We start from the raw sequence: 26,937 nt of genomic DNA on the forward strand, positions 1-26,937 counted from the left end.
CACGCCCATGCTCGACAGACTCGACCTGCTGGTCATCGGTGAATGTGTCGCCGACATCGTCCGGCTGCCGGGTGCGGCCGACCGGGTCCACCCGGGCGGCAGCCCGGCCAACGTCGCGTACGGCCTGGCCAGACTCGGGCACGGCGCGACCCTCCTCACCCAGCTCGGTGCGGACGGGAACGGGCGGCTGATCCGGGACCACCTGACCGGCGCCGGGGTCGACGTCCGTACGGACGGCTCCACCGCGCCCACCCCGTCCGCCGCCGTGACGCTGGACGGGGCGGGCCGGGCCACGTACAGGTTCGAGATCGCCTGGACGCTCGGCCCGGTCGCCCTGGAGCGGGCGCCCGCCCACGTGCACACCGGATCGATCGCCGCGGTGACGGAACCCGGTGCGGCCACGGTCCTCGCCGCCGTCGAATCGCTGCGGTCCGCCGCGACGGTCAGCTACGACCCCAATGTGCGGCCGGAGCTGATGGGGGAACACGAGGCCGCCGTGCGCAGGGTCGAGCTCTGTGTGGCGCTCAGCGATGTCGTCAAGGCGAGTGACGAGGACCTGGAGTGGCTGTATCCGGGCCAGGATCCCGCGAAGGTCGCGGAGCGGTGGCGGGCCACCGGCCCGGCCGTCGTCCTCGTCACCCGGGGCGGGGACGGCGCCTTCGCCGTCCTGCCCGACGGGCAGGTGGCCGTCGAGGCGCTGCCGGTCGAGACGGCCGACACGGTGGGAGCGGGGGACGCCTTCATGTCCGGCACCCTGCACGCGCTCGCCGCCCACGGGCTGCTCGGGCCGGCCGGCCGGGAGCGGCTGCGGTCACTGGACCGGGCCACCGTGGCCGACGTCCTGCGGCACGCGGCGGCATCAGCGGCCGTGACCGTGTCCCGGGCCGGTGCCAGCCCTCCCGACGGACCGGAACTCGCGGCCGCACTCGGCCGGGGCTGAACGCGGCGGTGCCACCGTCACCCCCCACGGGAACGGTGGCACCACGGACGGCGGCGACCAGCCGCCGTCCTCCGCACGAGGACGGTCTACCAACCGCCCGTTACCGAGGCATTACCGGCGGCCGGATCAGATAACCGGCACGGCCCGGGGGAGGGCCGAGTCCACGGTATTGCCCTGCCGGTCCTCGGCCGTCACCCGGAAGCCGAGGAAGCCGCCCTTGACCAGTGCCGTGTGCGGTGCGAGGAAGCGGTACTCGCCGTCGTGCAGCCGCAGGACCAGGACCTGCTTCCAGGTCTTGCCGTTGTCGGACGTGACCCAGGCACGCACCTTGCTCAGGCCGCCCACCGCGCCCGTGACATCGGCCTTCACGAGAAGGGGAAGCCGGGCACGCGCCTGGTTGAGCTCGTTCAGCGGTGCGTCGAACGACACGTTGAGGAGGTTCACCGGCGTCGCCGTCTCACCTGTTCCGCCCGCCGTGAAGGTCCACCTGGCGGTCCCCTCCCCACCCATCGGGAAGATGCCCGCGGAGGTGAATCCGCGCCGCAGCTCGTACGAGGCCTTTCCGGCGTCCTCGAACGTCTTGTCGATCATCGAGGTCTTGTCGGCGACGAGTGTGCCGTTGCGGTAGAGCTGCGTGGTGGCCTGGAAGCGCTGCGGAATGTTGAAGTCGGTGTACTCGCCGACGAGTCCCTTCGGATTGACGTTGTCGTCCAGCCTGAGCTGGAGCCGGGCACCGGTGGCCTGCCCGGTGGCGCGCACGGAGAACGGTCCGGTGAACCAGGTGTCCTGCGTGGAGCTGCCCGGACGGTAGGTGTACTGGAGGGGCGCGTAGTCCATCTGCACACCGCTGACGTTGCGGTACGTGAACCGCAGCCAGATCCGGTCCTCGGCCTGGATGTACTCGGTGCGCTGACGGGGAACGGTCAGGTAGGACGGCGAGGAGACGTTCAGTCCTTCGAGCCCGGTGCCGTAGACCGTGCTGCCCTCCTGGTACCGCAGCTTCTCGTTCATGCCCCGGTACGTCATGCGGACCTTGGCGAACTTCTTGACCTCGCCGCGCGTCAGCCGCCGCTCGGGGTTGTCGCTGACGTCGTCCTGGGCGTAGGCCGCGTCGTAGAGGGCCGTCGTGTCGCCCACGGTGATGTCGCTGTCCGCGTCGGCCAGCCGCCAGCGCTCGTTGAACGCGACCTTGCCCAGGTGGGATCCGGTCGTCGGGGTGATCCACAGCGCGTCCCGGCCGAAGGCCCCGTAGGCGCCGCCGGCCAGCATGCTGTGCCGGATGCCGAACTGTCCGTCGTCCGTCGTGCGCGTCAGATTGCCCGCCATGAACTCCGGCCGGGTCTCCTTGCCCTCCATGGACGCCGTCCAGCGGCGCGCCTTGCGGGCGTCGAAGACGATCTCGTCGGCACCGGGCGCGAGGTCGGCGCTGACGATCGCGATCTGGTACACACCGTCGATGGTCATCGCGATCATGGCCAGACCCATGTACCGGCCCTCCGGGACCCGGAGGTCACGGGTTCCCTCCGCCCGGACCTCCGCGTTCAGCGCGGCACCGTTGTCCGCGTTGAGGAGGGAGATCTGGGCGGCCGCCGGCTTGCCCGCGCGGTCGAGCGTGGTGACCTTGAGGGTCTGCGCCCGGTCCAGCAGCAACGGGATGCGCAGCTCCTGGCCGCCGCCGGACGGCACGGCCGTCAGACCGCCGATGTACGTACCGGTCGGGGTGCCCGCCGTGTCGACGGTCAGGGTCACATCGGTGGACTCGCCCGCCGCCAGGGTGACCACGGAGGCCGACAGCTTCAGCAGACCGGCGGGCGGGGTCGAACCCGTCGCCGCCAGCGAGCCCTTGAGGGCGAGGGTGACCGGGGCGTCCGCCGTGTTGGTGAGCTTCACGGTACGGGTCGCGGTGCCGTCCGACACGTCGAGCCGGCCGAAGTCCACGGCGCCGGTGTCGGCCACCACGGACTGCTTCAGCGCCGCGGGGAGGTTCACCACGCCGGTGCCGACGTCATACATCGTCTGACCGGCCTGCGGGGCCGTCGTGGTGCCCATCAGGGTGTGCTTCAGCTGGTCGGCGGTCCAGTCGGGGTGCTCCTGGGCCAGGTCGACGGCGGCGCCCGTGATGTGCGGGGCGGCCATCGACGTACCGCTCAGCGCGGTGTAGGCGGGATCGGCCTGCGGCGTCCCGATGTTCGTACCCGTGGCGCGTGCCGCCACGACGTTGACACCGGGGGCGGCGATCTCCGGCTTCACCGTGCCGTTCATCGACGGTCCGCGGCTGGAGAACGAGGCGGTGCCGCCGGCGAAGTCCACCGCGGCGACGGACAGGGCGTGCGGGGCGATCGATGGCGCGGACACCGTGCCGATGTTCGGCCCGGTGTTGCCCGCCGACACGACGAACAGCGTGCCGGATGAGGTGGCCAGTGCCTCCAGCGACTGGGTGACCGGGTCCATGCCGTTCGTCGGGCCGCTGCCCAGCGACATGTTGACGACCTTCGCGCCCTGCGCGACGGCCCACTCCATCCCGGCGATGACCTGCGAGTCGGAACCGGAACCGTCGTCGCCGAGCACCTTGCCGACGATCAGGTCCGCGTCCGGGGCGACACCCGAGCGCACTCCCGGCGCACCGGCCCCGCTGCCCGCGACGGTCGCCGCCACATGGGTGCCGTGGCCCACCTTGTCGAGCGTGTTGCCGGTGCCCGAGAAGTCCTTGGACTCACTGATCCGGCCCACGAGGTCGGCGTGTGTCCGGTCCGCGCCGGTGTCCAGCACGGCCACCTTCACGCCCTTGCCCGTCCGGCCGGACTGCCAGGCCGTGTCGGCGCCTATCTGCGTGAGGTTGCGGTCCAGGGCGTCGGCGTGGACCCTGCCGTCGAGCCAGATGCTCTGCACGCCCTCGATCGCGCCCTTGGCACCCAGGGCGTCACCGACCTCGGACGCGTCGTCCTTGTCCAGCACCGCCGTGCTGGCCCTCAGCGAGCGGAAGTCCCGCTTGGCGGGCAGCAGTCCGCCGGCGGTCAGGGCCTGCGGCCGGGCGGCACCGGTCCGCCGCACGATCAGCGGGAGCGATCCGACGCGGGCGTCGTCGTAGCCGTCGCGGACCAGACCGTCGACGTTGAACAGCTGCGGGTCCAGCACCGAGCCGACCTTGCCGATGACGTCGCTCGGGTAGAAGTACGCGTCGCCGTCGATGTCCGTCCGCATCAGGACGGTCCCCGGCCGCGAACCGGCCGCCGGAACCGCGCTGTACGACTTCCTGCCGTCCGGGGTGGTGGTGACCGTCACCCGGTCACCCGTGATGAGCGTGACGGTCCGGTGCCCGGCCTTTCCCGAGGCGTTCGACGAGGGCACGGACACGGGGCCTGCGGCCGCCGACGGCACGAGCGTCGGTGAGCACAGTGCGGCGACGGCGAGTGCCGCCACGATTCTGGCGCGGGCGAGAGGTCTCATGAGGACTCCGGGTTCTGGAGGGGGGACGGATGCGGCGTGCCCGGCGCGGGGGACGGCAGCGCGATGCGGTAAGCACTGCGCTCGCCCGTCGCCTCCTCGCCGAGGAGCCTGGAGCCGGTGAGCCGGCACCAGGCGTGCAGCGAGGCCCGGACCAGGGGATTGGCGCTGTGCAGTTCCAGGACACTGCCCGCCGGCAGGTCACGGCAGCGCCGCTCCAGCAGTCCGAGGATCCGGTCCCACGGTTCGCCGCCCGCGTCGACGACGGCACGGACCGCGTCGTCCGGGCCTGGCGATGCGGGCAACGAGACAGCACACATGGGCGGTTCTTCCTCGACGGGAGACACGGGCACGCACACCCCGGGGTTCCGGGACTGGCCAGGACGGTAGGCAGGTGCTGTTACCCGGGCATTACCGCGCCGGCGGTGTGACCCCCCGCGCGGCGCGGACCAGGGCGAGTTCGTCCGCCAGCCTGCGCATGCCGTCCCGGACCTGCGGGTCCGGCGCCGGTGCCATCGCCTCACCGCACTCCCGCAGCGCCGCCTCCGCCCCGTCGAGCCGGCCGCGCCTCAACTCGACCTCCGCCAGGCCCACCAACGCGTACGGCAGCGCCCAGGAGGAGCCGAGCGAACGGGCGAGACGGACCGCCGCTGCCGCCAGTGCGGCAGCCCGCTCGTGGTCGCCCGCGAGCAGTTCGGCACCGGCGAGGTTGCTCCGGTCGAAGGCGAGGACGGTCGGGTCGCCGGTGCGCCGGGCCATCGACACCGCACGCCGCGCACACTCCCGGGCCGCCTCCCACCTCCCTTCCCTGCGGGCCAGTTCGCCGACGACGGACAGCGCACTGGAGACGAGTGCCGCGTCGTCGGCGCGCTCGGCCGTGCGCAGCGCCTCTTCGGCGGCCTCGCGGCTCTCGCGGAGGTGCCCGGAGACCAGCAGACAGGCCGCTCGGATCGTGCTCAGCCGGGACAGGAGCGGCAGCCGGGCGGAGTCCGTCATCCGGGCGGTCTCCAGCTCCGCGCGGTGCAGCGCCGCCATCGCGTCCGGGTAGCGACCCGTCTGGAAGCCGAGCGCGCCGACGGCCAGGTGCCGGGCCGCCCGGTCGGCCGCGGCCGACCGGCTGTGCACCCGGGCGGAACGCAGCACGTCGAGCCCCTCGACGGGGCGCCCGGCCCGGCCGAGCACCTCGGCCAGGCAGGTCGCGGCGCGCAGCGCCGCCGGATGACCGCCGTCGCGTACGAGCTCCGCCAGGGCCCGCCGCAGCACCTCCTCCGCCTCCGGATAGCGGGCGGCGCGCCGCAGTACCTCACCCCAGGCGAGGCGGGCCTCGGCGGCAGCCGTCGGGTCCGCCGGTTCGAGCTGCGCGACCAGCTCCCGGTAGTAGTCGCAGGCGCTGTCATTGGCGAACAGGGCGGCGGCCCGGTCGGCGGCCGCGCGCAGGAAACCGGGCGCGCGCACATCACCGGCGACCGTGAGATGGAAGGCGATCATGTCCACCGCTTCGGGGCGCAGCCGCAGCACCGTGTCCGCGTACGCCTGGTGGAGCCGCCGCCGCGCCGCCCGGCTCAGCCCGTCCGCGCACGCCAGCCGCACCAGCGGATGGCGGAAGGCGTGGCCGAGCACCGGCCGGCCCCCGACGACGACGTCACGTTCCTCCACGATCCCGGACAGGGCCGCGGTGTCGAGCGCCGCCGTGACGGCCGCCGCGTCCACCGGCGGATGCAGTCCGCCGGCCGCGACGGCCTCCAGTTCGGTGAGCGGCACGGCCGCCCCGCCCGCCACGGACAGTGCGGCGAGGACGCGCCGCGCCTGTGCGGGGAGCCGGGCGAGCCGGCCGCCGACCAGCCGGCGGATGCTGTCCGGCACGGCGTCCCCGGCCGGTTCGGCGGTCGTGCCGCGCCACGGTCCCATCCGTTCCAGGTCGGGCTCGGGACTGCTGGTCAGCTCGATCGCGAACAGCGGGTTCCCGAGGGACAGGCGGAAGATGCGGGAACCGGTGCGCGGGCCCTTCGCCCCGGCCGCCGCCGCGAGCGCCGCGCAGTCGGCGCGGCTCAGACGCAGGAGGTCGATCTCCACGGCCATCCGCTGCCGCAGGATGCCGTCGAGTATCTGCCGTCGTGCGTCGTCGGGTTCCAGGCCGTCGTCACGGAAGGTGGCGATGAACCGCCACCGCCTGGCCTGGGTGGTCCGCACCAGGTGATGGAGCAGCCCGAGCGAGCCGGGGTCGGCCGCGTGCAGGTCGTCCAGCACGACCAGGACGGGCCGGGACGCCGCGAGGTCGGTGAGTACCCCGGCGACGGCACGGAACAGCCGGGCGCGTTCCTCCTCCGGGCTGGCGGCGGCGGGCGGTCCGCCGCCCAGGGACGGCAACAGGGCGGCGAGCCCGATGTGTTCGGCACTCACCCGGGACCGCTCCTCGGCGTCGCACCCGGCCAGATGCCCGTCGAGCGCGTCCGCGAACACCCCGTACGGGGTCTGCCCCTCGGCCTCGTGGCCGGTACCCCACAGCACGCACACGCCCTGTGCTGCCGCACGCCGGGCCGCCTCCGCGACCAGCCGCGTCTTGCCGATGCCCGCCTCGCCGCGCACCACGACGAACGGGGCGCCGTCCCCGGCCGCCGTCGCGTGTCCGGTGAGCAGGTCCAGTGGCCGCTCCCGGCCGAACAGCGGGAACCGTTCGGGCCTGCGGATGGCGGGCGGCAGGGCGGCGGGCTCCGCTGTCCGCCGGGACGGCGGCGGGGCACCCAGGGCGTCCAGCGCCGCCAGCGCCGTGCGGTGCAGCGCCTCCAGCTCGGCCCCCGGCCGCACACCCAACTCGTCGTCCAGCGCCTCGCGGCAGGCGTGGTACTGGCGGATGGCCTGGCGCGGCCGGCCCAGATCGCACCAGATGCGGGCCAGCAGCAGATGGAGGATCTCGTCGGCGGGGGAGCGGTCCACCGCACGGCGCAGGACGGCCACCGCGTCATCGGTGCGGTCCGACGCCAACAGCCGCCCGGCCAGGGCCGGTACGAGCTGTTCGCGCAGCACCTCCAGCCGGCGGCGTCGTTCGCCGGCCCACTCGGCGAACCGGTCCTCGGGCAGCAGCTCCCGCTCCAGCGGGGCGAGCGCCGCCCCGAGCGCGTCGGCGTCCCGGGTGACGAGCGCGGCACGGGCGGCGTCCTCCGCCTCGTCCGCGTCGACGCGGACCCGTTCCGGTGACAGGAACAGCAGATGGCCTTCGGCCACCAGGTAGGAGGACGGGGCCCGCGGTGCCAGTTCGGGTTCCAGGGAGTGCCGGGCGGCGTGCAGCGTGACCCGCAGGTTGCGGACCGCCGTCTCCATCGGGGCGTCGGGCCACAGCAGGTCCATCACCTGCTCGCGGTGGCGCCGCAGCCCCGGAGCGACGGCGAGCAGCTTGACCAGGGTCCGCGCGGTGCTGCGGCGCCAGCGGCGCGCGATGACCACCCCGTCGTCACGCTCGGCGGCGAACCCGCCGAGCAGCTGCAGCGACAGCCGCCCCGCGCGCGGCGGTTCCCCCGGTCCGGACATGCCGCACACCCCAGCGATCAGCCGTCATTCGTACGGGGCCGGTATACCCACTCCGCGTTACTGACGCGTTACCGGTGGCCGTTCCCCGGGGAGGGGTGTGCGAACCGGCTCAGGAGCCGCCGATGGACGGCCCGGCACCCGGCACCGCGAGATGCGGGGTGCTGTCGTCGTCGAGGAACTCGACCACGGCCAGGGCGAACAGGGCGCACAGCGCGATCCACACGGTGACCAGGCCCGTCGGCCGGTCCCACGCCACCAGCACCGCGACGGCGACCACGACCACCGTCCAGTTCAGCGGACGCCTCGCCCGGTGCACCCACCGGCCGATCGGACCGCCCGTGAAACCGGCCGCGTCCCGCACGGCGCCGATCCCGCCGCCCCACATCGCCATGACCCGGGTCGCCGCGCGGCCCCGGCCGGTGAGCCAGGCGGCGAGCGCCACCACCGCGCCCACGGTCACGACCAGCCGTACGCCGGCCCGCACATAGCCGGCCAGGGCGTCGAAGACGGCTCCCGCGGCGGGCTGCGAGACCTCGGACGGGAGGCTGTCGAGGTAGAAGGCGCGTCCTGCCCAGAGCCCGATCCCGAGCAGCGCGGCGCCCACCGCGACCGCGATCGCCGCGGTGACCAGCGCGCGCCGGCGGCGTACCGCGAGCAGTACCCCGCCGGCGGCGACCAGCAGCGTGACCACCGGGAGCCAGAAGCCGAGGATCTCCAGGGCCCGGAAGCCCTTCTTGGCCTTGCCGACCGAGTCCGAGGTCAGCACCGTGAAGTCCGTGTGGATCTCGGGGATCTTGCCGGCGACCGTCAGGCCGCGGTCGACGAGGCGCTGTTTCACCCGGTCGATGACGGGGGCGAGATCCAGGGTGACGGTGTCGTCGGTCAGTTTCACCGCGCCGCCGCCCTCACCCGTCAGCGCCTTCACGACCGAGGCGTGGGCCTGCCGGTTCAGATCGCGCCAGAGCCGTTCGAACGCCTCGCTGGTCACGAACCTCTCCACGGTCCCGCGCACGAAGTTCGTGACACCCGTGGTGAGCGGACCGCCGAGCTTCCCGAGCGCCTTGTCGACGACCGGCCGGTCGGCGGGGGCGACGTCCGCCAGCAGCGCGTCGATGTCCAGACGGGTCATCACGGCATCCGTGACCCGGTCGGTCACCGCGTCCTGCACAGCGGGGTCGGAGGCGAGCGGCTCCATCATCGCCACATACCGGTCCGTGTCCCCGGCGACGTCGCTCGCCCAGCTCGACACGATGCTCAGCGGGGTGAGCACGGCCGCCACCAGGATCAGGACGACCGCGAAGAAGGAACGCGGATGCCGCCGGGGCCGGGCCGGGGCGCGGGCCTCCAGCTGTGCCACCCGGGCCCGCAGGGCTTCCAGTTCGGTGTGCTCGTCCGGCGCGGCCGGCCGGCCGGGTTCCCGTTCCATGACCCAAGGGGATGCCCTGGCCGCCCGCGCAGCGCGGCGGGTTGCTGCAAACAGGTGAACGAGGGCGAGAGGCGGCCGGCTGACCGGCGAGGGCCGCCCCGTTGGTGCGTACCGGACTCCTGTCCCACCGACGGGCTGGCGCTTCCGGGGTGTCCTGGGCGTTTTCTGATCGTTTCCGTCTTATGACCACCTTTCTTGACAGCTCCGGCCACGCGGGAGCCGGCACCGAGCCGGTCGTGGACCTGCTCACCTCCGTTCTTCTCGGTACGGACATCCGCCGGGAGCACGGCTTCTGGCGTCGGCTCATTTCCACAGAACCGTTCCGCCGCCCGGTACGCCCCGCTCCCGGCCCCACGCCCGACGAGCGCCTCGCCCTTGCCCATGCCCGGCTGCGCACCCTCAACGGCGCACTCGACAGCGCCGCCAGGCCGGCCGCCGACCCACGCGCCCTGGCGGCCCTGCACGAATGGCTGGCCCCGGTCGACCCGGCCCTGGCCACCGTGGCGGGTATCCACTACAACCTCTTCCTCGGCAGCCTCCTGGACCACGACGCCGACAGCCCCCGCGATCTGTCGGACTTCCTGGACCTGCGCCGGATCGGCACCTTCCTCTGTACGGAGGTGGCGCACGGCAACGACGCGGCCGCCGTGGAGACGACCGCCACCTACGACCCCGCGCGGGACGGGTTCGTCCTGCACACTCCGCACCCCGGCGCCCAGAAGTTCATGCCCAACACCAGCCCGGCCGGCGGCCCCAAGTCGGGGCTCGTCGCCGCCCGGCTGCTCGTGGACGGCACGGACCAGGGCGTCTTCCTCCTCCTCGTGCCCCTCACCGACGCCTCCCGCGCCCTGCCCGGGGTGCGGGTACGCCGGCTGCCGGCCCGGATGGGCAGCCCCGTCGACCACTGCCTGACCTCCTTCGACCAGGTCTTCGTGGCGCGCGGGGCGCTGCTCGGCGGCGTCCAGGGGCGGGTCGGTGACGACGGCGTGTTCCGCAGCGGGACCGAGGGGCGCAGGCGCCGCTTCCTCGCCTCGATCGGGCGGGTCACGGCGGGCCGGATCTGTATGAGCGCCAGTGCGGTGGGCTCCGCCCGCGTCACCCTGGCCATCGCGGTCCGCTACGGAGGGCACCGCCTCATCTCGGGCAGCCACCCCGGACCCCGGGTGCCGGTGATCGCCCACCGCAGCCACCACGGCCCGCTCGCCGAGGCCATGGCCACCGTCTTCGCGATGAGCCTTCTGCACCGGCACGCCCTGGCCCGCTGGGAGCAGGCCGCGGCGGGACCGCCGCAGGAGCGGGAGGCGGCCGAGCGGCTGGTCGACATCGCCAAGGGATGGATCACCTGGCAGGCCCGGTCCGTGATCGTCGAATGCCGTGAACGGTGCGGCGCCCAGGGGCTGCTGGAGAACAACGGGATGACCGAACTCGTCACCGGGGTCGAGGGCGCCATCACCGCCGAGGGCGACAACGTGGCCATCCACTCCAGGGCCGCCGCCGGAATGCTCTTCGACGCGGAACAGGACACCGGAGACGAGCCGCCGGCCGGTCCCCTGAGCGGAGACCTCGACGACCTCCGCTTCCTCGGCCGGCTGCTGTACAAGGTGGAGCGCATCTGGTTCGCCCGGGCGGCCGCGCGCCTCGCCGCGGTACCGGACGACGACCCGCTGACGCGGTGGAACGCGGCCGCCGGAGCAGCGCTGCGAGGGGTCGAGGCCCACGCGTACCGGCAGGCGGCCGACGCGTACGGGACGGCGCTCGCGGAGCTGCCCGCCGGTGAGGCCCACAGGACGCTGGGCGACCTGGCCCGGCTGTTCGCGCTCCGCTGGATCGCCCGCAACAGCGGGGACCTGCTCGCGGCCGGCCACCTGACCGCCGGTCAGGCCGACGGACTGACCGACGCCACCGAGGAGCTCATCGCCGCCGTGAGCGGCCGGCTGCCGGAGCTCGCCGACTCCTTCGCGCTGCCCCCGGAGCTCCTCGCCGACTGGCCCATCGCGGGAGCGCGCTACACCGAGGCCTACGACGACCCGGGCGCCTCCTGGCACCGCGATCCGGCCCGGGAATCCGCCGGGGACGCCCGATGACGGGCGGCCCGCCGCGCGCGGCGCACGGCCGGCTGCCCCGGGCGGCGGAGGCGGTCCAGGGGCTGGGCGTCGGTGTCGTCCTGCTGGCGTTCTGGGGCACCGCGGCCGTGCTCTCCCGAGGGCGCGAACGGCTGCGCACCCAGGGTGGCGAATCGGTTCGCCGCAAGGCGTAGCCGGGCCGGCCGGTGGCATGCGGGCAGGCCCCGCACCACCGGCCGCACCGCCGCTGAGCTGCACGGAGGCTCGTGGTAGCGTGCCGGAGCCAGTCGAACTCCACGTAGGGGTCAGGGAATCCGGTGCGAATCCGGAACTGACGCGCAGCGGTGAGGGGGACGGGCGGGGCCACGGCCACTGGGAGACCCACGGGTTCCCCGGGAAGGCGCCCCGTCCGCATGAACCCGAGTCCGAAGACCTGCTGGCACCCGCGGTCCGGGACCGGATCGCGGCACTCCGTACACCGGGCCCCGCGCATGGGCCCAGAGACGCCGAGGTACTCCGTGCCGCCCATAGCCGGCCACGCCCGCTCCGCCGCCCTGCTCACCGCCGCACTCCTGCTGCTGACGGCCTGCGGCGGCGGCGGGGACAGCTCCGCCGCCAAGTCCGGGGGAGCCGACGGCTATCCGGTGACCCTGAAGAACTGCGGGCGCACCGTCACCGTGCCCGCCGCCCCCCGGCGTGCCGTCCCGGTCGACCAGGGGTCGACCGAGATCCTGCTCTCGCTCGGGCTCGCTGACCGGCTCGCGGCCACGGCCACCTGGACCGACCCGGTGATGAAGGGCCTGGAGAAGGCCAACGCCGAGGTGCCCAGGATCGCCGACAACCGCCCCTCGTCCGAGAAGGTCCTCGACCAGGAGCCCGACTTCGTCAGCGCCTCCTTCGAGTCGACGCTCGCCAAGGGCGGTGTCGCCCCCCGTGAGCAGTTCGAGAAGCTCGGCGTCCCCACCTACGTCTCGCCCGCCGACTGCACCGCCAAGGACAACAGCAAGGACGGCGACGGGGTCCGCACCGGCGCCCTGACCATGGACAGCGTCTACACCGAAGTACGCGACCTGGCCAAGGTGTTCGGCGTCCCGGAACGCGGCGAGAAGCTCGTCGCCGCCTTGCGCACCCGGGTGCGCGGGGCGACGAGCGGCATCGACGCCTCCGGCACGTCCCTCCTGTACTGGTTCGCCAACTCCGAGGCCCCGTACCTGGCCGGCTGCTGCGGTGCGCCCGGCATCATCACCCGGGAGCTCGGCGCGAAGAACGTCTTCGACGACACCCACGAGGAATGGCCGCAGATCAACTGGGAGACCGTCGCCGACCGCAACCCGGACGTGCTGGTCATCGGCGACCTGACCCGCAAGTCGCAGACCGCCGAGAGCGCCGCGAAGAAGATCGCCTTCCTGGAGTCCAACCCCGCCACGAAGAACATGGACGCCGTCCGGCACAAGCGCTACGTGCTGCTCAGCGGCCAGGCCATGAACCCGTCCATCCGGACGGTCGAGGGCCTGGAGCGCGTCGCCGCCGCGCTGCGCACCTTCGGGCTCGCGGGGTGACGGACACCGGACAGGCCGTGGCGCCGCCCGGGGACGCGGCTGTGCGCGCCCGCCCCGGCCGGCGTGGCGGCAGCGGCATCCGGGCCGGCCTCCTGTGGACCGGCGGGCTGCTGCTGCTCGCCCTGTCCGTCGCCGTCGCCGTCACCATCGGACCGGCCCGGATCTCCGTCGCCGACGTCTGGTCCGTGGTCGCCGCCCACCTCGGTATCGGCGAGTCGGGGCTCAGCCCGATCCGCGACGGCATCATCTGGAACCTGCGGATGCCGCGGACCCTGCTCGCCGCCGTGTGCGGCGCGGGGCTCGCGGTCTGCGGCACCGTGATGCAGTCGCTGCTGCGCAACCCGCTCGCCGACCCCTTCGTCCTCGGGGTCTCCTCCGGGGCGTCGACCGGTGCGGTCGTGGTCGTCGTCCTCGGCGTCGGCGGGGGAGCGGTGTCCCTGTCGGCCGGTGCGTTCATCGGGGCGCTGTGCTCCTTCGCCCTGGTCATGCTGCTCAGCCACACTCTCGGGGGCAGCACCGACCGGGTCGTCCTGTCCGGGGTCGCCGCCATGCAGCTCTTCTCCGCGCTCACCTCCTTCGTCGTGATGACCGCGGCCGACGCCGAGCAGACCCGCGGGGTGCTGTTCTGGCTGCTGGGCTCGCTCGGCGGCGTCGGCTGGACCGATGTGTGGACCTGCTCCGCCGTGCTCGCCGTGACGCTGCTGATCTGCCTGGGCCACGCCCGTACGCTCGACGCCTTCGCCTTCGGCCAGGACGCGGCCGCCACCCTCGGCATCCACGTCGGCCGGACCCGGATCGTCCTGCTGTGCACGACCGCGCTGCTGACCGCCGCGCTGGTGAGCTCGGCCGGCGCCATCGGGTTCGTCGGGCTGGTGCTGCCGCACGCGGCCCGCGCCCTCACCGGGTCCGGGCACCGCAGACTGCTGCCGGTCACCGCGCTCGCCGGAGCCGTCTTCCTCGTCTGGGTCGACACCCTCGCCCGGACCGTCCTCGACCCGCAGGAGGTCCCGGTGGGTGTCGTCACCGCCCTGATCGGGGTGCCCGCCTTCGTCCTCGTCCTCTACCGCACCCGGCGGGCCACATGACCGCGACCACCCCCGGCGGCCTGCGGGCCGACCGGGTCAGCCGGCAGGCCGGCGGCCGCCTCATCCTGGACGGTGTCTCGCTCGCCCCGCCGCCCGGCGCGACCATCGGGCTGATCGGCCCGAACGGCTCCGGCAAGTCCACCCTGCTGCGGATCCTCGCCGGGGTCCTGGCCCCCGACGCCGGTCTCGTCACCCTCGACGACGACCCGCTGGCCGCCGTCGGCCGGCGCACCGTGGCCAGACGGGTCGCGGTCGTCGACCAGCACGCCGTCACCCAGGTCGAGCTCAGCGTCGTGGACGTCGTGCGCCTGGGCCGCATCCCGCACCGCCGCGCCTGGTCGGCGCCGACGGCACAGGACGAGCGGGCGGTGGGCGAGGCCCTGGAGCGGACCGGTCTCGCCGGCCGCCGCGACCAGTCCTGGCACACCCTCTCCGGCGGGGAGCGCCAGCGTGTCCAGATCGCCCGCGCACTGGCCCAGCAGCCGCGTGAACTCCTGCTGGACGAGCCGACCAACCACCTGGACATCCAGCACCAGCTGGAGCTGCTGTCCCTGGTCACCTCGCTCCCGCTGACCGCGGTCGTCGCCCTGCACGACCTCAATCTCGCCGCGATGTTCTGCGACCGGATCGTGGTGATGAACGGGGGACGGGTGGTCGCGGGCGGCACCCCCGCGGAGGTGATCACCGAGGAGCTCATCGCGGACGTCTACCGGGTACGGGCCGTCGTGACACCGGACGGCCCGCAGGGGCGCCCCGCCGTGCGCTTCCGCCCGGAGCGGCCCTGACGTCCGCGTACGGACCCTCGTGCCGTGCCGCGCGAAAGGGCGGACCCCTGTGTGCGGGTCCGCCCCTCGCCGGGTGCCGTACGGCCGTCCGCCGCGATGTGCGGGGGGTCAGCGGCGTCGGCCCTGACCGAACTCGCCGCCCATGTCCTTGCCACCCATGTCCTTGCCGCTCTTGGTGGTGCCGTCCGCGTAGTCGATCTGCTCCTTGCGCAGTTCGGCGGAGACTTCCTTCTGCTCGGTCACCTTCTTCGTTTCCATCCGCACCCGCTCGACCGGCACGGTCTCCTTGCGCATCGTGGCGCGTTCGGCGTGCAGGGTGACCTCCACGTCCTGTTCGTTGATGTCCGTGCGGCCGGCCGCCTTGTCGCCCGGCTTGAGCGGCTCACGGATCACCCGCACCTCTTCGTGCGTCACGGGCACGGTCCTGGTGACGTTCTCGGTGACGACGTACTTGTGGAGGCGGGCCTTGCCGCTCTCGAACTCCTCGGTCCCGATGTGCAGCTGCTCCTCGGAACGGATCAGTTCCTCCTTGCCGTCGAGGCCGGCCGCCGCGGAACGTTCGGCGCCCGCTCCGGCTCCGACCAGCGGACGGGCCGTGCCCGAGGTCTCGGTGTCCCGGTGCTTTCCGGTACCCGCGCCGGCCATGCCGGCCGCCGGGGTGCCGGAGGTGGTGCCGGCCGACGTCGTCCGGTCGGTGCCCGAGGTGCGTGCGGCGCCCGCGGCGCCCGCCGCTCCGGCTCCGGCCGCCGCGCCCGCTCCGGCCGCGCCCATGGTGCCGGTACCCGTCGTGGTCGGCGCACTGGCGCTCGTGGTGCCGCCGGCCCCGGCGCGGTCGCCGAGATTGGCGGTGGTGTTCCTGCTCAGGCCGTAGTGCCGGTAGAGCTCCTCCTCCTCGGAGACGGACAGATGGGCGTCCGCGTCCACCCGCGGGGCTTCCTTGACCCGGTCCTTCGGATGCGAGATGTGCAGGTCGGAGCCCACGCGACGGGCTCCGTCGAGCGGCACGAAGCTCTCCTTCATGCCGAACAGGCCGGTCTTGACCGTGATCCAGTCCGGCCGGCCGGTGGTGTCGTCGACATACACCCGGCCCACATTGCCGATCTTCTCGCCCGCGGTGTCGTACACCGTCAGGCCGTCGAGCTCTCCGGAATCCGTGAAACCGTCAGCGGCTCCCATGACCGATTCCTCCTCGCCCGGGCGCGTCCTGTGGGTGGGTCCACCAGGGGAGGCGCGTCCGGATTCCATCGCGCCTCACCCGGATGGACGCTGCAACCGCCCGGCGCCCGGCAGCCGGGCGCCGAACCGTGCCGCGTCGGTGCAGGCCCCGTGCGATGCCGCTGCGGGGTCGGTGCCCCGGTTAGGCCAATCGAGTGAACGGGGCTCGGGAGTGCCCTTCCGATCCGGCCGCCGCCGGCGGAGACGGCGCGCCGGATCGGGCCGCACCCGGCGGAGGCCGGTTCCCGGCCACCGTGACACCGGCTGCGGCGAGGGTGTGCTGCCCGCCCGTCACCACCTCTGAACAGGCCGTTCCCGATGCGCGTGAATTTCCGGGAAACCCTTGACACCCGCTGGGTCCAGCCGCATCCTTTCGCCAGAAATCGCAACGGCGTTGCGATTTCCGCACCGACCTACGGACGACGTGGACGAAGGAGGCCCGGCCCCATGGCTGAGCACGGCACGGACACCAGCACCCCGGCCCCCGCCGGACAGCAGGCCCCCGCAGTCCTGCAGACCGTGGACCGGGCCCTGCTCGTCCTGCTCACGTTCACCGAGCAGCGCCCGGAGTGGGGCGTCAGCGAACTCGCCCGCCACCACGGCTGGGACAAGGCGGTCGTCCAGCGCCTGCTCACCACCCTGAGCGCGCGCGGCTTCCTGCTCTGCGACGACAACAGCCGCCGCTACCGCCCGGGTCCCGCCCTCTCGCGCCTGGCCCGGGTCAGCGAGCACAGCGGAGTGCTGTCCTCGATCTCCCGGCCGATACTCGCCCGCCTGCTCCGCGAGACCGGTGAGAGCGTCGTCCTCAACGTCCCGCACGGCGGCAGCTACCGCTGCGAGGCCGCCGTCGACGGCACCGGACCGGTCCGCTACACGGCGATCATCGGCGCGGTCATGCCCGGCCACGCCGGAGCGTCCGGCCACACCCTCTTCGCCTACCACCCCGAGGGCGAGATCCGGCAGATGTTCGGCGCCACCGGGCTGACACGCTTCAACGACCGCACCATCACCGACCTGGACGCGCTGCTCGCCTGCTACGCGCAGGTCCGCGCCGACGGGTACTGCATCAGCCACGGCGAGTACGACGAGGCCGTGACCGCGGTCTCCGTCCCCGTCTTCCAGGGGAACGGCGTCCCCGCCTCCCTCACCGTCATCGGCCCCTCCCACCGCGTGGACCGGGCCGCCGACACCCTCGTGACGCTGGTACGCGCCGGAGCGGCGGAGATCACCGCCGCCCTCGGCGGCTGAACCGCGCACCGGCCTCTCCGGCGCAAGCCACCGGGGGACACCCCGACCTCACCCACAGCCCTGCTCACCGAAGGGGGTGCCTCATGGCGCACCACGTCTCCGCGCCGCACCCTGCCCCACCGCCGGCCGGCCCCGACGAGCCCCGGTCCCACCCGCGGGTGATGGAACCCGTCCTGCTGGTCATCCTGGTGGTGCTCTCCGCCGTCGGAGCTGTCATCGGCATCGACCTGGTCTCCAAGCTGGGCATCTCCGCCAACACCTCGGTGGTCGGCGCACTCGTCGCGATGCTGATCGGCCGCATTCCGCTGGGCTTCCTGCGCCGGATGCGATCCGTGCACCGGCAGAACCTCGCCCAGAGCGCCATCTCCGCGGCGACCTTCGCCTCGGCGAACGCCCTGCTGACCTCCGTCGCGGTGCCGTACGTCTTCGGCCGCAAGGACCTGGTCTGGCCGATGCTCGCCGGCGCCTTCATCGGCCTCGTCGTGGACGCCTGGGTCCTGTACCGGGCCTTCGGCTCCCGGCTGCTGCCCGCCGACGCGGCCTGGCCGCCCGGCACCGCCGCGGCCGAGACCATCAAGGCCGGCGACCGGGGAGGACGCCGGGCCCTGATCCTGGCCGGCGGCACCGCGGTCGGCCTCGCCGGAACCCTCTTCAGCCTGCCGCTCTCCGCGGCCGGCGTGGCCTTCCTCGGCAACGTCTGGGCACTGATGATGTTCGGCATCGGCCTGATGCTGCGCCAGTACAGCCCCGACGTCTTCCACACCGATCTCGGCGCCGGCTACATCCCGCACGGCGTCATGGTCGGCGCGGGCATCGTCGCCCTCGGCCAGGCCGTCCATCTGCTGATAGGCCGCCGCGAACGCAAGCGGAAGGCCGCCGAGGCGGAGGCCGAGGCCACGAGCGCCGCGACGCTGGTGCAGACGGACCCCAGCACCGCGTACACCGTCGACGAGCGGGCCCTGCGCCTCTCCCTGATCCGCGGCTACGCGCTGTTCACCGCGGGCGCCGTCGTCCTCGCCGTGCTCGGCGGGCTGATCGGCGACATGAGTCCGCTCGGCATCGTCGGCTGGGTGCTGTTCGCCGCCTTCGCGGCCCTGGTCCACGAACTGATCGTCGGACTCGCCGCCATGCAGTCCGGCTGGTTCCCGTCCTTCGCCGTCACCCTGATCTTCCTCATCCTCGGCCTGGCCATCGGCATCCCGTCCGTGCCGCTCGCCCTGCTGGTCGGGTACGTCTCCGCCACCGGACCCGCCTTCGCCGACATGGGGTACGACCTCAAGGCCGGCTGGCTGCTGCGGCGCGAGCACCGCCCCTGGGACCCCTTCGAGCGCGAGGGCCGCCGCCAGCAGTTCATGGCCGCCCTCATCGGATTCGCCGTCGCCCTCGCCGTCGTCGCCCTGGCCTGGCGCTCCTACTTCGGACAGGGACTCATCCCGCCCGTCGCCAAGGTCTACGCCGACACCATCAAGAGCGGTCTCAGCGACCCCGACGCGGTACGCACCATGCTGCTGTGGGCCATCCCCGGCGCCGCGATCCAGCTGCTCGGCGGCACCCGCCGGCAGATGGGCGTCATGCTCGCCACCGGCCTGCTCATCCTCACCCCGCAGGCCTGCTGGCTGGTCCTCGGCGCCCTCGTCGTCCGGGTCGGCTACCGCAGGCTGCGCGGCCCCGCGGCCGACGAGGAGCTCAACCTGGTCGGCGCCGGACTGATCGCCGGCAGTTCGCTCGGCGACTCGGCCCAGATCCTCAAGACCTGACGGCCCGCCACCCCCAGAACCACCACCCGCACCACCGCACCACTCAGCTCCACCCGCACGGCAAGGAGAACCACCCCGTGGACATGTACAGCAGGCTCGAACCGCGTCCCGAGTACCTCAGCTTCGAACTCGCCCTGGCCGCCCGCAAGCTCGTCGAGGAGGTCATGCTCGTCGAGCGCGGCGAGCACGTCGTCCTCACCGGCGACACCAGCAGCGACCGCCGCGTGATCGAGGCCACCGCCCAGGCCGTCGCCGCCGCCGGCGCGCACCCCGTCGTCGTCTGGTACGAGACGCTGCCCGGCGCCTCGATGGAGCCGCCCAGGCCCGTCGCCGGAGCCATCGCCGACGCCGACGTGTGGATCGAGTTCGCCGTCTCGTACCTGATGCACTCCGACGCCTTCCGCACCGCCATGGCGAACGGCTGCCGCTACACCAACCTCACCGCGATGGACGTCCAGATGCTGGTCGCCACCGTCGGCCGCCCCGACTTCCAGGGCGTCATCCGCCTCGGCAAGGCGCTGGTCGCCCTCCTGGAGGCCGCCGACGAGGTACGGATCACCTCCGCCAACGGCACCGACCTGGTCGGCCGCAACGGCGACCGGCCGATCAACCTCCGCGGCAAGCCCGCCGAGAAGCCCGGCGAGACCGTCATGCTCTCCGGCCAGATCTCCTGGAACCCCCTGGAGGAGACCCAGGACGGCGTCCTCGTCTTCGACGGCGCCCTGTGGCCGCCGGACGAGCTCGGCCTGCTGCGCTCGCCGGTCCGCTGCACCGTCGAGAAGGGCGTCGTCACCAAGATCGAGGGCGACGCCGACGCGGACACCTTCCGCCGCTGGATGGAGTCCTTCGACGACCCGAACATGTTCCGGATCGCGCACTGGTCGCTCGGCTTCAACCCCGGCGTCCTCGCCCCGACCGGCCGCATCGTCGAGGACGAGCGCGTCTTCGGCTGCGTGGAGCTCGGCATCGGCACCAAGGGCGCCTGGATCGGCGGCGAACCGTGGGTCGCCGCCGCCCACACCGACGGCAGCGTCCTCGGCCCGTCCATCTACCTGGACGGCGTCGCGATCGAGGAGAACGGGCGCTACGTGCACCCCGAGCTCGTCGGGATCTGCCGCGACCTGGGCGTCGCCGGCTACTGAGCCGACCGCCGGGCGGGCCCGCACCCTCGGGGGTGCGGGCCCGCCCGGCACCCGTGAAACCGCACCGAGACGCGCAAGGAGCGCCCATGACCACCCCCGCCCCCGTCTCCTACCGCCACGGCGGCCTGGTCTGCACCGACCACACCCTCGACGTGCCGCTCGACCACTGCACCCCCGGCGGACCGGCCATCGGCCTGTTCGCCCGCGAGGTCGTCGCCGAGGGCCGCGAGCACGAGGACCTGCCCCGGCTGCTCTGGCTCCAGGGCGGCCCCGGCGGCCGCGCCGAGCGCCCCAACGCCGCGGGTGCCTGGCTGCGCCGTGCCCTCGCCGAACACCGCGTCGTCCTCATGGACCAGCGCGGCACCGGCCGCTCCACCCCCGCCGACCGCGTCACCCTGGCCCGCTTCGGCACGGACGCCGAGGCCGCCGCCGGGTATCTCGCGCACTTCCGCGCCGACTCGATCGTCCGCGACGCCGAACTCCTGCGCCGCCGCCTCCAGGGCGACCGGCCGTGGAGCGTCCTCGGCCAGAGTTTCGGCGGATTCTCCACCCTCACCTACCTCTCCCTCGCCCCCGAAGGACTCACCCGGGCGTACATCACCGGCGGGCTGCCCACGCTCACCGGCCACGCCGACGACGTCTACCGCGCCGCGTACGCCCGGACCCTCGCCCACAACGAGCGCTACTTCGCGCGCTACCCCGGCGACCAGGCCGTCGCCGACGCGGTCGCCGCACACCTGGACACCCACGACGTACGGATGCCGACCGGCGAACGCCTCACCGTGCGCCGCTTCCAGACCCTCGGCATCACCTTCGGCACCGCGTCGAAGTTCGACTCGCTGCACTACCTCCTGGAGACCGCGTTCACCGAGGGCGCCGACGGGCCGGAGCTCACCGACACCTTCCTGCGCGGCGTCGACGCCGCCGTGTCCTTCGCCGAACGCCCCCTGTACGCCGCGCTCCACGAGCCGATCTACGCCCAGGGCGGCCGCCCCACGGACTGGTCCGCGCACCGGATCCGCCAGGAGTTCCCCGCGTTCGACGCCACCGCAGGCGGCCCGCTCCGGTTCACCGGCGAGATGGTCTACCCGTGGCAGTTCGACGAGGACCCCGCGCTCGTCCCGCTGCGCGCCGCCGCCGAGGCGCTCGCCGCCCGTACCGACTGGCCGGCCCTGTACGACCTCGACCGGCTCGCCGCGAACGAGGTCCCCGTCGTCGCCGCCGTCTACCACGACGACATGTACGTGGACCGGGAGCACGCCCTGGCCACCGCCGACGCCGTACGCGGCCTGCGCACCTGGGTCACCGACGCCTACGCCCACGACGGGGTCCGGGCCGACGCCGCCGTACTCGACCGGCTGATCGCCATGGCGCGCGGCGAGGCCTGACCCGCCGCGGCGACGGGCGGGGCGCTCCGGAGCACCCCGCCCGCGGCACCTATGATCGACAGGTCCGTGCCGACCGCCGAGCTGCACCACCGGGGGTGTCCCATCCGTTCCGTACGCATCGGACTGCCCGGTCAGCGCGGCGAACTGCTGGCCCGGAGCGAGGACGGACAGGACCTGCACCACCTCGTGTGGCGGCTGGGGCCCGGATGGCGGGTGTGCAGCAGCGCGGTGCTCGGCGGCGGCATCGGCCCGCGCGGCTGGATCCTCAACGCCCAGGTGCCCGGCGGCTATCCGCGCATGGACCCCGACCGCCACCTCGCCGAGATCGCCGCCGCCGAACGGCTCACCGGACCCGGCGCCGGACTGATGACCGCCGCAGACGTGACCGCGTACACGGCCGCCGCCGACCAGGGCGTCACCGCGACCGCCACCTGCGGCCTCGGCGTACGCGGCTGGGCGGCGACACCGGCCGAGGGAACCGGCGGACCGCAGCGGCCGGGGACGGTCAACATCGTCGTCACGCTCCCCGTGCCGCTGTCCGACGCGGCACTCGTCAACGCCGTCGCCACCGCGACCGAGGCCAAGGTGCAGGCACTCCTGGACGCCGGCCTCGACTGCTCCGGCACCCCCACCGACTCCGTCTGCGTCGCCGCACCCGCCCCCTCGCCGGACACCGGCGCCGGTGAACCGTTCGCGGGCCCCCGCTCGCGCTGGGGAGCCCGGCTCGCCAGGGCCGTACACACCGCCGTCCTCGAAGGCGCGCTGCGACAAGCCTGAGTATCCGAAGCGCCGCGCGCCGAACCGGGCGCGGCCGACGAAGGGAATCGCCCTCATGACCCCAGCAGCCGACATTGTCCGGGAGCGGCCGGCCGTCGCCGTGCTCGGCACCGGAATCATGGGCTCGGGCATGGCCCGCAGCCTGCTCAGGGCCGGTCTCGACGTCCGCGTCTGGAACCGCACGCACGAGCGGGCCGTCCCGCTGGCCGCCGACGGCGCCACCGTGGCGGAGACCGCGGCCGACGCCGTCCGCGGCGCCGACGTCGTGCTCACCGCGGTCAACGACAGCACCGCCGTCGCCGCCGCGCTCACCGCCGCGTCCGACGGGCTGCACCGCGGCCAGGTCCTCCTGCAGAGCTCCACCGTCGGGCCCGAGGCGACCGCCGAGCTCGCCCAGCGCGCCGCCGACCTCGGCCTCGTCTACCTCGACGCCCCGGTCTCCGGCACCAGGCAGCCCGCCGAACAGGGCACCCTGACCGTCTTCGTCTCCGGACCGTCCGCCGCCCGCACGGTCACCGGACCCGTCCTGGACGCGATCGGGCAGCGCACCGTCTGGGTGTCCGAGGAGCCGGGCGCCGCCTCCCGGCTGAAACTCGTGGTCAACACCTGGGTGATCACCATGGTCGGCGGTGTCGCCGAATGCCTGAACCTCGCCGAGGGGCTCGGCGTGGACCCGCAGACCTTCCTCGACGTGATGAAGGGCGGCCCGCTCGACTCCGCCTATCTGCAGGGCAAGTCCGCCGCGGTGCTCTCCGGCGACCTCACCCCGAGCTTCGCCCTGTCCACCGCCCTCAAGGACACCCGGCTCATCCTCGAAGCGGCCGAACGGTCCGGCGTCCGGCTGGACCTGACCGCCGCTTCGGCGGCCCGCTTCGAACGGGCCGAGGCGGCCGGGCACGGCGACGAGGACATGATCGCCACCTACTACGCCGGCCGCCCCACGGAGACGGACGGCGGCTGACCCCGGCCCCCTGGACCGTCACCCCGTCAGACGACCTGGACCTCGTGCCGCACCACCGCGTCGAACAGATAGCCCTGGGTGTTGGGGACGGCGACCTCCGGCTGGGTGCGGCCCGACCGGTCCGTCGCCCGTGCCAGCAGGACGGCGGGACCGCGGTCCCGGGGAACCCAGTCGGCCGACCAGCGGACCCAGCTCCCGCTGCGCGGCTCGTCGCGCAGCCGGGCGCGACGCCACCGCACACCCCCGTCGGTGCTGACCTCGACCCTGCGCACCGGCGCCCCGCCCGACCACGAACGCCCCGTCAGCACCTGGCGCCGGCGGGCGGGGAACGCGGCCCCCGGAGCCAGTTCGAAGGCGCTCTTGAGCGTCTGCCGGGTGAGCGGCGCACTGCCCTCCGCCGGGTAGCCGGGGCCGAACAGCCGGTAGAGACCGGTGTTCCACGGGGAGACCAGCGGCTGGGCACTCACCTCGATGTCGCCCACCCACTTGATGTTCGCGATCCCGACCCAGGACGGCGCGATCAGCCGCACGGGAAAGCCGTGGTCGGGCGGCAGCGGCTCGCCGTTCATCTCGTACGCGAGCAGGACGTCGTCCAGCGCCTTCGCCACCGGCAGCGGCCGGCGCACGTGCCCGAGGTTGATCCCGTCGCTGATCACCTCGTCGTCCAGGCCGCGCGGCAGCACGTCGACCGCTCCCCGCGCGATGCCCGCGCGGTGCAGCACATCGGCCAGCCGCACCCCGCGCCAGCGGGCCGTACCGATCGCGCCCAGCGTCCACGCGGTCCCGGTGACCTGCTCGTTCTGCTGCGTCGTGTAGTAGCTGCGGGCATTGCCCGCGCACTCGACGAACGCGGTACGGGTCACCGAGGGCAGGGCACGCAGCTCGTCGTACGTGAACTCCACCGCCGGACCCCTGAGCCCGTCGCCCCACACCCGCAGCCGCCAGCCGGCCGCGTCGATCCGCGGGGTGACGGTGTGGTTGCGCACGAAGAAGCGGTCGGCCGGGGTGAGCAGTCCGGTCGTCCGCAGCGCGGCGAAGTTCGTCTCCGCGTTGGTGCCGCGCACCGTGAACACCTCGGGCGGCAGCGGCTTCACGATGCCCGGAGCGGCGGTCGCGGCCCCCTGCGCCGCGTGGGCGGGAGCGGCGAGCCCGGTCAGCGGGCCCGCCACGGAAGCCGCCGCGACCAGCCGCAGCAGATCGCGCCGCTCGATCCCCGCGGAGCGCGCGGCACCGCGCGACCACTGACGCAGCCGCATTCCGTCGTAGGCGGCCTCGGACGGCGGGACGGGTCTCATGGGCAACTCCAGGTACGAGCGGACGGGGAGAGGTGAACGAGGAGCAGCCCGGACCGGTTCGGCGCAGCGGGGAGGAGCGCCTCGGTCGCGGGCATGCGGGCGAGCGTGTCAGCGGCCGGGGGGAGCGTCAACAGCGTCCCCGTGCGGCAACGGGCCCGCGGGAAAAGGGCGAAGAGCGGCCCGCCGGTCTGCCGGGCGCCGCCCTGCGGCCCCTGGGCCTGCGGGGACGCGCCGCGCGCGGGGGAGTGCGCGAGGCGGTGTGCGCGGGGGCGGACGGGGTCGCGGGCCCGCGCGAATTCATCGGGCCGCAATGTACGGGCGCCGGGTGTCACGGGTGCCCGGAAACGACGAAGGGGCTCCCGGCCGTGACGGCCGGGAGCCCCTTCGTCCCCGCTCACTCCTCGACGAACATCCCGTCGCGGAGCTTGTGCAGAATCCGGCTGATCAGCCGCGAGACGTGCATCTGCGAGATGCCGAGCTCCGTGCCGATCTGTGACTGCGTCATCTCCTGACCGAACCGCATGTCGATGATGCGCCGCTCACGGTCGTCGAGATCGCCCAGCAGCGGCGCCAGCGTGTGCAGGTTCTCCACCGTCTCCATGGCCGGGTCCGGACTGCCCAGCACATCGGCGAAGGTGCGCCCCGCCGCGCTGTGCTGACCCGCGTCCGCCGGAGCGGCCGGCATGTCCAGCGAACCCGCCGTGTAGCCGTTGGCCGCGACGATGCCCTCGGTGATCTCGTCCTCGCTCAGCCCCAGCTGCTCGGCGAGTTCGGAGACCGTGGGATCCCGGTCGAGTTCGGTGGCCAGGGTCTCCTTGGTCTTCGCGATGTCGACGCGCAGTTCCTGGAGCCGGCGCGGCACATGGACCGCCCAGCTGGTGTCGCGGAAGAACCGCTTGATCTCCCCGGTGATGTACGGGACCGCGAAGGAGGTGAACTCGACCTCGCGGGACAGGTCGAACCGGTCGATGGCCTTGATCAGCCCGATGGTGCCGACCTGGACGATGTCCTCCATGTCGCCGCTGCCCCGGTTCCTGAACCGGCCGGCGGCGAACCGGACGAGGGAGAGGTTCATCTCGATGAGCGTGTTGCGCGCGTACTGATGGGCGTGCGTGCCCTCCTCCAGGACCTGGAGGCGGTCGAAGAACAGCCGGGACAGCTCCCGTGCGTCGGTGGGGGCCACCTTGCCCGCGTCCTCGATCCAGGGCAGATCACCGAGGTCACCGGGGGCCGGTGCGGACCCGATGCGCTCCTCGCTCCCGGCGGCAGCCGCCAGGACCGTCCCGTGGCCGGCGGGCGCCGACCCAGCACTCTCCGCTCGCTCCGCACCGGCAGTCCGCGCAGTGTGCGTCGTCATCTCGTCACGCTCCCCTGGTGGTAGGCCATGAGGTCTAAGCGTGTGCCCCGTCAGAACGCTCCCATGCACACAACCGGAAGTCGATCATGTCGCGGCAGGCCAATGGCCTGGATGTGACGTGATCCTTCGTCATATACGTGCGGTACCAGGCGTACCGGTACGAAGAACCGCCCCACCGGTACGGGGGAGCCCGGTGGGGCGGTCGTCTCCAGAGTGCCACAGCCACCGCGGCCGGGGGGACCGGGCGACGCATATCCGGCGGTAGTTGAGTCAAAATCGACGGTGCCCCGATGTGGCCCCGCCTGCGGAACTCAGTCGCGCGGATAGCCGACGACGGTGTGCGTCACCGCGGGCGAGTCCTCGGTCGTGTAGTAGTGGCTGCACTGCGCCGAGAACCGGGCCGTGTCGCCCGCCTCCAGCAGATACGGGACGTCGTTCACCACCAGCGTCACCCGGCCCGACATCACCAGCACGTACTCCACCGAGTCCGTGCCGTGCGAGCTGACCTGACTCTGCGCGTGCGGGTGCAGCCGGGTCCGGTAGATCTCCATGCGGCCCTGTTCGTGGCCGGCGTAGAGCAGGCTGACCGTGGTCTCGTCCGCGGGTTCGTCCAGCGACGCGGCCCGGATGATCTCCGGCTCCAGCAGCGGCTGGCGCAGCAGATCCGTGCAGTTGGTGCCCAGCACATCGGCGATCCGGACCAGCACGTCGACGGTCGGATTGGCCTCGGCCCGCTCTATCTGGGACAGCAGCCCCTTGCTGACCCCGGTCGCCGCCGACAGTTCGCGCAGGCTCCAGCCACGGGCGAGGCGGCGGCGGTTGAGGTTCCCGGCCAGGGACGCCCGCACACCGGAGGCGCCGGACTGCTGGGCCTCCGGCGGACGCGCGGCCGCGGGCGGTCCGGCGCTGGTGGTCGGCTCGGACACCGCTCCTCCTCGCTCTCGGTGGTACGCGCAGGTCAGCGGCACAC

At 73.5% G+C, this 26,937-nt stretch carries 20 protein-coding genes and 1 riboswitch; of the genes, 12 read left to right on the plus strand and 8 right to left on the minus strand.

What is annotated here, in order from left to right; genetic code table 11:
- Nucleotides 1-7: 7 nt before the first annotated feature.
- Nucleotides 8-940, plus strand: a complete 933-nt coding sequence (locus tag OG521_35995) for a carbohydrate kinase (protein ID WUW25876.1) — start codon at nucleotides 8-10, stop codon at nucleotides 938-940.
- Between the two features lie 126 nt (nucleotides 941-1,066).
- Here OG521_35995 and OG521_36000 read toward each other — a convergent pair whose 3' ends face one another.
- The 4 genes from OG521_36000 to OG521_36015 all read right to left on the minus strand — a co-directional run bounded on the left by OG521_36000 (nucleotide 1,067) and on the right by OG521_36015 (nucleotide 9,335).
- The gene (locus OG521_36000) at nucleotides 1,067-4,387 is read right to left on the minus strand and encodes a S8 family serine peptidase (protein ID WUW25877.1); all 3,321 of its coding nucleotides are present in this window, start codon (nucleotides 4,385-4,387) and stop codon (nucleotides 1,067-1,069) included.
- Nucleotides 4,384-4,689, minus strand: a complete 306-nt coding sequence (locus OG521_36005) for a hypothetical protein (protein ID WUW25878.1) — start codon at nucleotides 4,687-4,689, stop codon at nucleotides 4,384-4,386. Before OG521_36005 ends, OG521_36000 begins: the two co-directional genes overlap by 4 nt.
- A gap of 106 nt (nucleotides 4,690-4,795) precedes the next feature.
- Nucleotides 4,796-7,909, minus strand: coding sequence for an AAA family ATPase (locus tag OG521_36010; GenBank protein WUW25879.1), 3,114 nt, complete (start codon nucleotides 7,907-7,909; stop codon nucleotides 4,796-4,798).
- Between the two features lie 109 nt (nucleotides 7,910-8,018).
- Complete coding sequence (locus OG521_36015; GenBank protein WUW25880.1) at nucleotides 8,019-9,335, minus strand: hypothetical protein; 1,317 nt, start codon at nucleotides 9,333-9,335, stop codon at nucleotides 8,019-8,021.
- A gap of 182 nt (nucleotides 9,336-9,517) precedes the next feature.
- Between OG521_36015 and OG521_36020 the strand changes: the two genes are divergently transcribed.
- The 5 genes from OG521_36020 (at nucleotide 9,518) to OG521_36040 (ending at nucleotide 14,827) form a co-directional block, all read left to right on the plus strand.
- Entirely contained in the window at nucleotides 9,518-11,419 is a 1,902-nt protein-coding gene (locus OG521_36020; GenBank protein WUW25881.1) for an acyl-CoA oxidase, read from the plus strand.
- Nucleotides 11,416-11,592: a hypothetical protein gene (locus OG521_36025; GenBank protein ID WUW25882.1), complete on the plus strand. Its 177-nt coding sequence runs from the start codon at nucleotides 11,416-11,418 to the stop codon at nucleotides 11,590-11,592. The genes OG521_36020 and OG521_36025 overlap by 4 nt, the downstream gene beginning before the upstream one ends.
- A 73-nt stretch (nucleotides 11,593-11,665) precedes the next feature.
- A riboswitch (cobalamin riboswitch) is annotated at nucleotides 11,666-11,854 on the plus strand.
- Between the two features lie 62 nt (nucleotides 11,855-11,916).
- The gene (locus tag OG521_36030; GenBank protein ID WUW25883.1) at nucleotides 11,917-12,957 is read left to right on the plus strand and encodes an ABC transporter substrate-binding protein; all 1,041 of its coding nucleotides are present in this window, start codon (nucleotides 11,917-11,919) and stop codon (nucleotides 12,955-12,957) included.
- A 41-nt stretch (nucleotides 12,958-12,998) separates the two neighbouring features.
- Nucleotides 12,999-14,042 (plus strand): iron ABC transporter permease, encoded by a 1,044-nt coding sequence (locus OG521_36035; GenBank protein WUW26913.1) that lies wholly within the window; start codon nucleotides 12,999-13,001, stop codon nucleotides 14,040-14,042.
- Nucleotides 14,039-14,827 (plus strand): ABC transporter ATP-binding protein, encoded by a 789-nt coding sequence (locus OG521_36040; protein ID WUW25884.1) that lies wholly within the window; start codon nucleotides 14,039-14,041, stop codon nucleotides 14,825-14,827. Before OG521_36035 ends, OG521_36040 begins: the two co-directional genes overlap by 4 nt.
- 108 nt (nucleotides 14,828-14,935) lie before the next feature.
- Here OG521_36040 and OG521_36045 read toward each other — a convergent pair whose 3' ends face one another.
- Nucleotides 14,936-16,003: a PRC and DUF2382 domain-containing protein gene (locus tag OG521_36045; GenBank protein WUW25885.1), complete on the minus strand. Its 1,068-nt coding sequence runs from the start codon at nucleotides 16,001-16,003 to the stop codon at nucleotides 14,936-14,938.
- Nucleotides 16,004-16,489: 486 nt separating this feature from the next.
- On the opposite strand from OG521_36045, the gene OG521_36050 reads away from it, so the two are divergent.
- From OG521_36050 to OG521_36075, 6 genes are all read left to right on the plus strand, one after another.
- Nucleotides 16,490-17,290, plus strand: a complete 801-nt coding sequence (locus OG521_36050; protein WUW25886.1) for an IclR family transcriptional regulator — start codon at nucleotides 16,490-16,492, stop codon at nucleotides 17,288-17,290.
- 83 nt (nucleotides 17,291-17,373) lie between these two features.
- The gene (locus tag OG521_36055; protein WUW25887.1) at nucleotides 17,374-19,047 is read left to right on the plus strand and encodes an OPT/YSL family transporter; all 1,674 of its coding nucleotides are present in this window, start codon (nucleotides 17,374-17,376) and stop codon (nucleotides 19,045-19,047) included.
- A gap of 83 nt (nucleotides 19,048-19,130) precedes the next feature.
- The gene (locus OG521_36060; protein WUW26914.1) at nucleotides 19,131-20,189 is read left to right on the plus strand and encodes a hypothetical protein; all 1,059 of its coding nucleotides are present in this window, start codon (nucleotides 19,131-19,133) and stop codon (nucleotides 20,187-20,189) included.
- Nucleotides 20,190-20,275: 86 nt separating this feature from the next.
- Nucleotides 20,276-21,577: an alpha/beta hydrolase gene (locus OG521_36065; protein ID WUW25888.1), complete on the plus strand. Its 1,302-nt coding sequence runs from the start codon at nucleotides 20,276-20,278 to the stop codon at nucleotides 21,575-21,577.
- 51 nt (nucleotides 21,578-21,628) lie between these two features.
- Entirely contained in the window at nucleotides 21,629-22,354 is a 726-nt protein-coding gene (locus tag OG521_36070; protein WUW25889.1) for an adenosylcobinamide amidohydrolase, read from the plus strand.
- A 55-nt stretch (nucleotides 22,355-22,409) separates the two neighbouring features.
- Nucleotides 22,410-23,315: an NAD(P)-dependent oxidoreductase gene (locus tag OG521_36075; GenBank protein WUW25890.1), complete on the plus strand. Its 906-nt coding sequence runs from the start codon at nucleotides 22,410-22,412 to the stop codon at nucleotides 23,313-23,315.
- A gap of 26 nt (nucleotides 23,316-23,341) precedes the next feature.
- On the opposite strand, the gene OG521_36080 is transcribed toward OG521_36075, so the two are convergent.
- The 3 genes from OG521_36080 to OG521_36090 form a co-directional block, all read right to left on the minus strand.
- The gene (locus OG521_36080) at nucleotides 23,342-24,610 is read right to left on the minus strand and encodes a sulfite oxidase (protein WUW25891.1); all 1,269 of its coding nucleotides are present in this window, start codon (nucleotides 24,608-24,610) and stop codon (nucleotides 23,342-23,344) included.
- Between the two features lie 394 nt (nucleotides 24,611-25,004).
- Complete coding sequence (locus OG521_36085) at nucleotides 25,005-25,967, minus strand: RNA polymerase sigma factor SigF (protein WUW25892.1); 963 nt, start codon at nucleotides 25,965-25,967, stop codon at nucleotides 25,005-25,007.
- A gap of 311 nt (nucleotides 25,968-26,278) precedes the next feature.
- Entirely contained in the window at nucleotides 26,279-26,893 is a 615-nt protein-coding gene (locus OG521_36090; protein ID WUW25893.1) for an XRE family transcriptional regulator, read from the minus strand.
- Between the last annotated feature and the right edge of the window lie 44 nt (nucleotides 26,894-26,937).

The organism is Streptomyces sp. NBC_01463, from assembly GCA_036227345.1.
GTDB lineage: Bacteria > Actinomycetota > Actinomycetes > Streptomycetales > Streptomycetaceae > Streptomyces.

What these genes read in the sequence shown, in the direction of transcription:
- OG521_36010 (WUW25879.1), bottom strand. Translation starts at nt 7,909, where the DNA reads ATGTCCGGACCGGGGGAACCGCCGCGCGCGGGGCGGCTGTCGCTGCAG.
- OG521_36045 (WUW25885.1), bottom strand. Translation starts at nt 16,003, where the DNA reads ATGGGAGCCGCTGACGGTTTCACGGATTCCGGAGAGCTCGACGGCCTG.
- OG521_36085 (WUW25892.1), bottom strand. Translation starts at nt 25,967, where the DNA reads ATGACGACGCACACTGCGCGGACTGCCGGTGCGGAGCGAGCGGAGAGT.
- OG521_36020 (WUW25881.1), top strand. Translation starts at nt 9,518, where the DNA reads ATGACCACCTTTCTTGACAGCTCCGGCCACGCGGGAGCCGGCACCGAG.
- OG521_36055 (WUW25887.1), top strand. Translation starts at nt 17,374, where the DNA reads ATGGCGCACCACGTCTCCGCGCCGCACCCTGCCCCACCGCCGGCCGGC.
- OG521_36025 (WUW25882.1), top strand. Translation starts at nt 11,416, where the DNA reads ATGACGGGCGGCCCGCCGCGCGCGGCGCACGGCCGGCTGCCCCGGGCG.
- OG521_36075 (WUW25890.1), top strand. Translation starts at nt 22,410, where the DNA reads ATGACCCCAGCAGCCGACATTGTCCGGGAGCGGCCGGCCGTCGCCGTG.
- OG521_36040 (WUW25884.1), top strand. Translation starts at nt 14,039, where the DNA reads ATGACCGCGACCACCCCCGGCGGCCTGCGGGCCGACCGGGTCAGCCGG.
- OG521_35995 (WUW25876.1), top strand. Translation starts at nt 8, where the DNA reads ATGCTCGACAGACTCGACCTGCTGGTCATCGGTGAATGTGTCGCCGAC.
- OG521_36000 (WUW25877.1), bottom strand. Translation starts at nt 4,387, where the DNA reads ATGAGACCTCTCGCCCGCGCCAGAATCGTGGCGGCACTCGCCGTCGCC.
- OG521_36050 (WUW25886.1), top strand. Translation starts at nt 16,490, where the DNA reads ATGGCTGAGCACGGCACGGACACCAGCACCCCGGCCCCCGCCGGACAG.
- OG521_36065 (WUW25888.1), top strand. Translation starts at nt 20,276, where the DNA reads ATGACCACCCCCGCCCCCGTCTCCTACCGCCACGGCGGCCTGGTCTGC.
- OG521_36080 (WUW25891.1), bottom strand. Translation starts at nt 24,610, where the DNA reads ATGAGACCCGTCCCGCCGTCCGAGGCCGCCTACGACGGAATGCGGCTG.
- OG521_36060 (WUW26914.1), top strand. Translation starts at nt 19,131, where the DNA reads ATGTACAGCAGGCTCGAACCGCGTCCCGAGTACCTCAGCTTCGAACTC.
- OG521_36070 (WUW25889.1), top strand. Translation starts at nt 21,629, where the DNA reads ATGATCGACAGGTCCGTGCCGACCGCCGAGCTGCACCACCGGGGGTGT.
- OG521_36015 (WUW25880.1), bottom strand. Translation starts at nt 9,335, where the DNA reads ATGGAACGGGAACCCGGCCGGCCGGCCGCGCCGGACGAGCACACCGAA.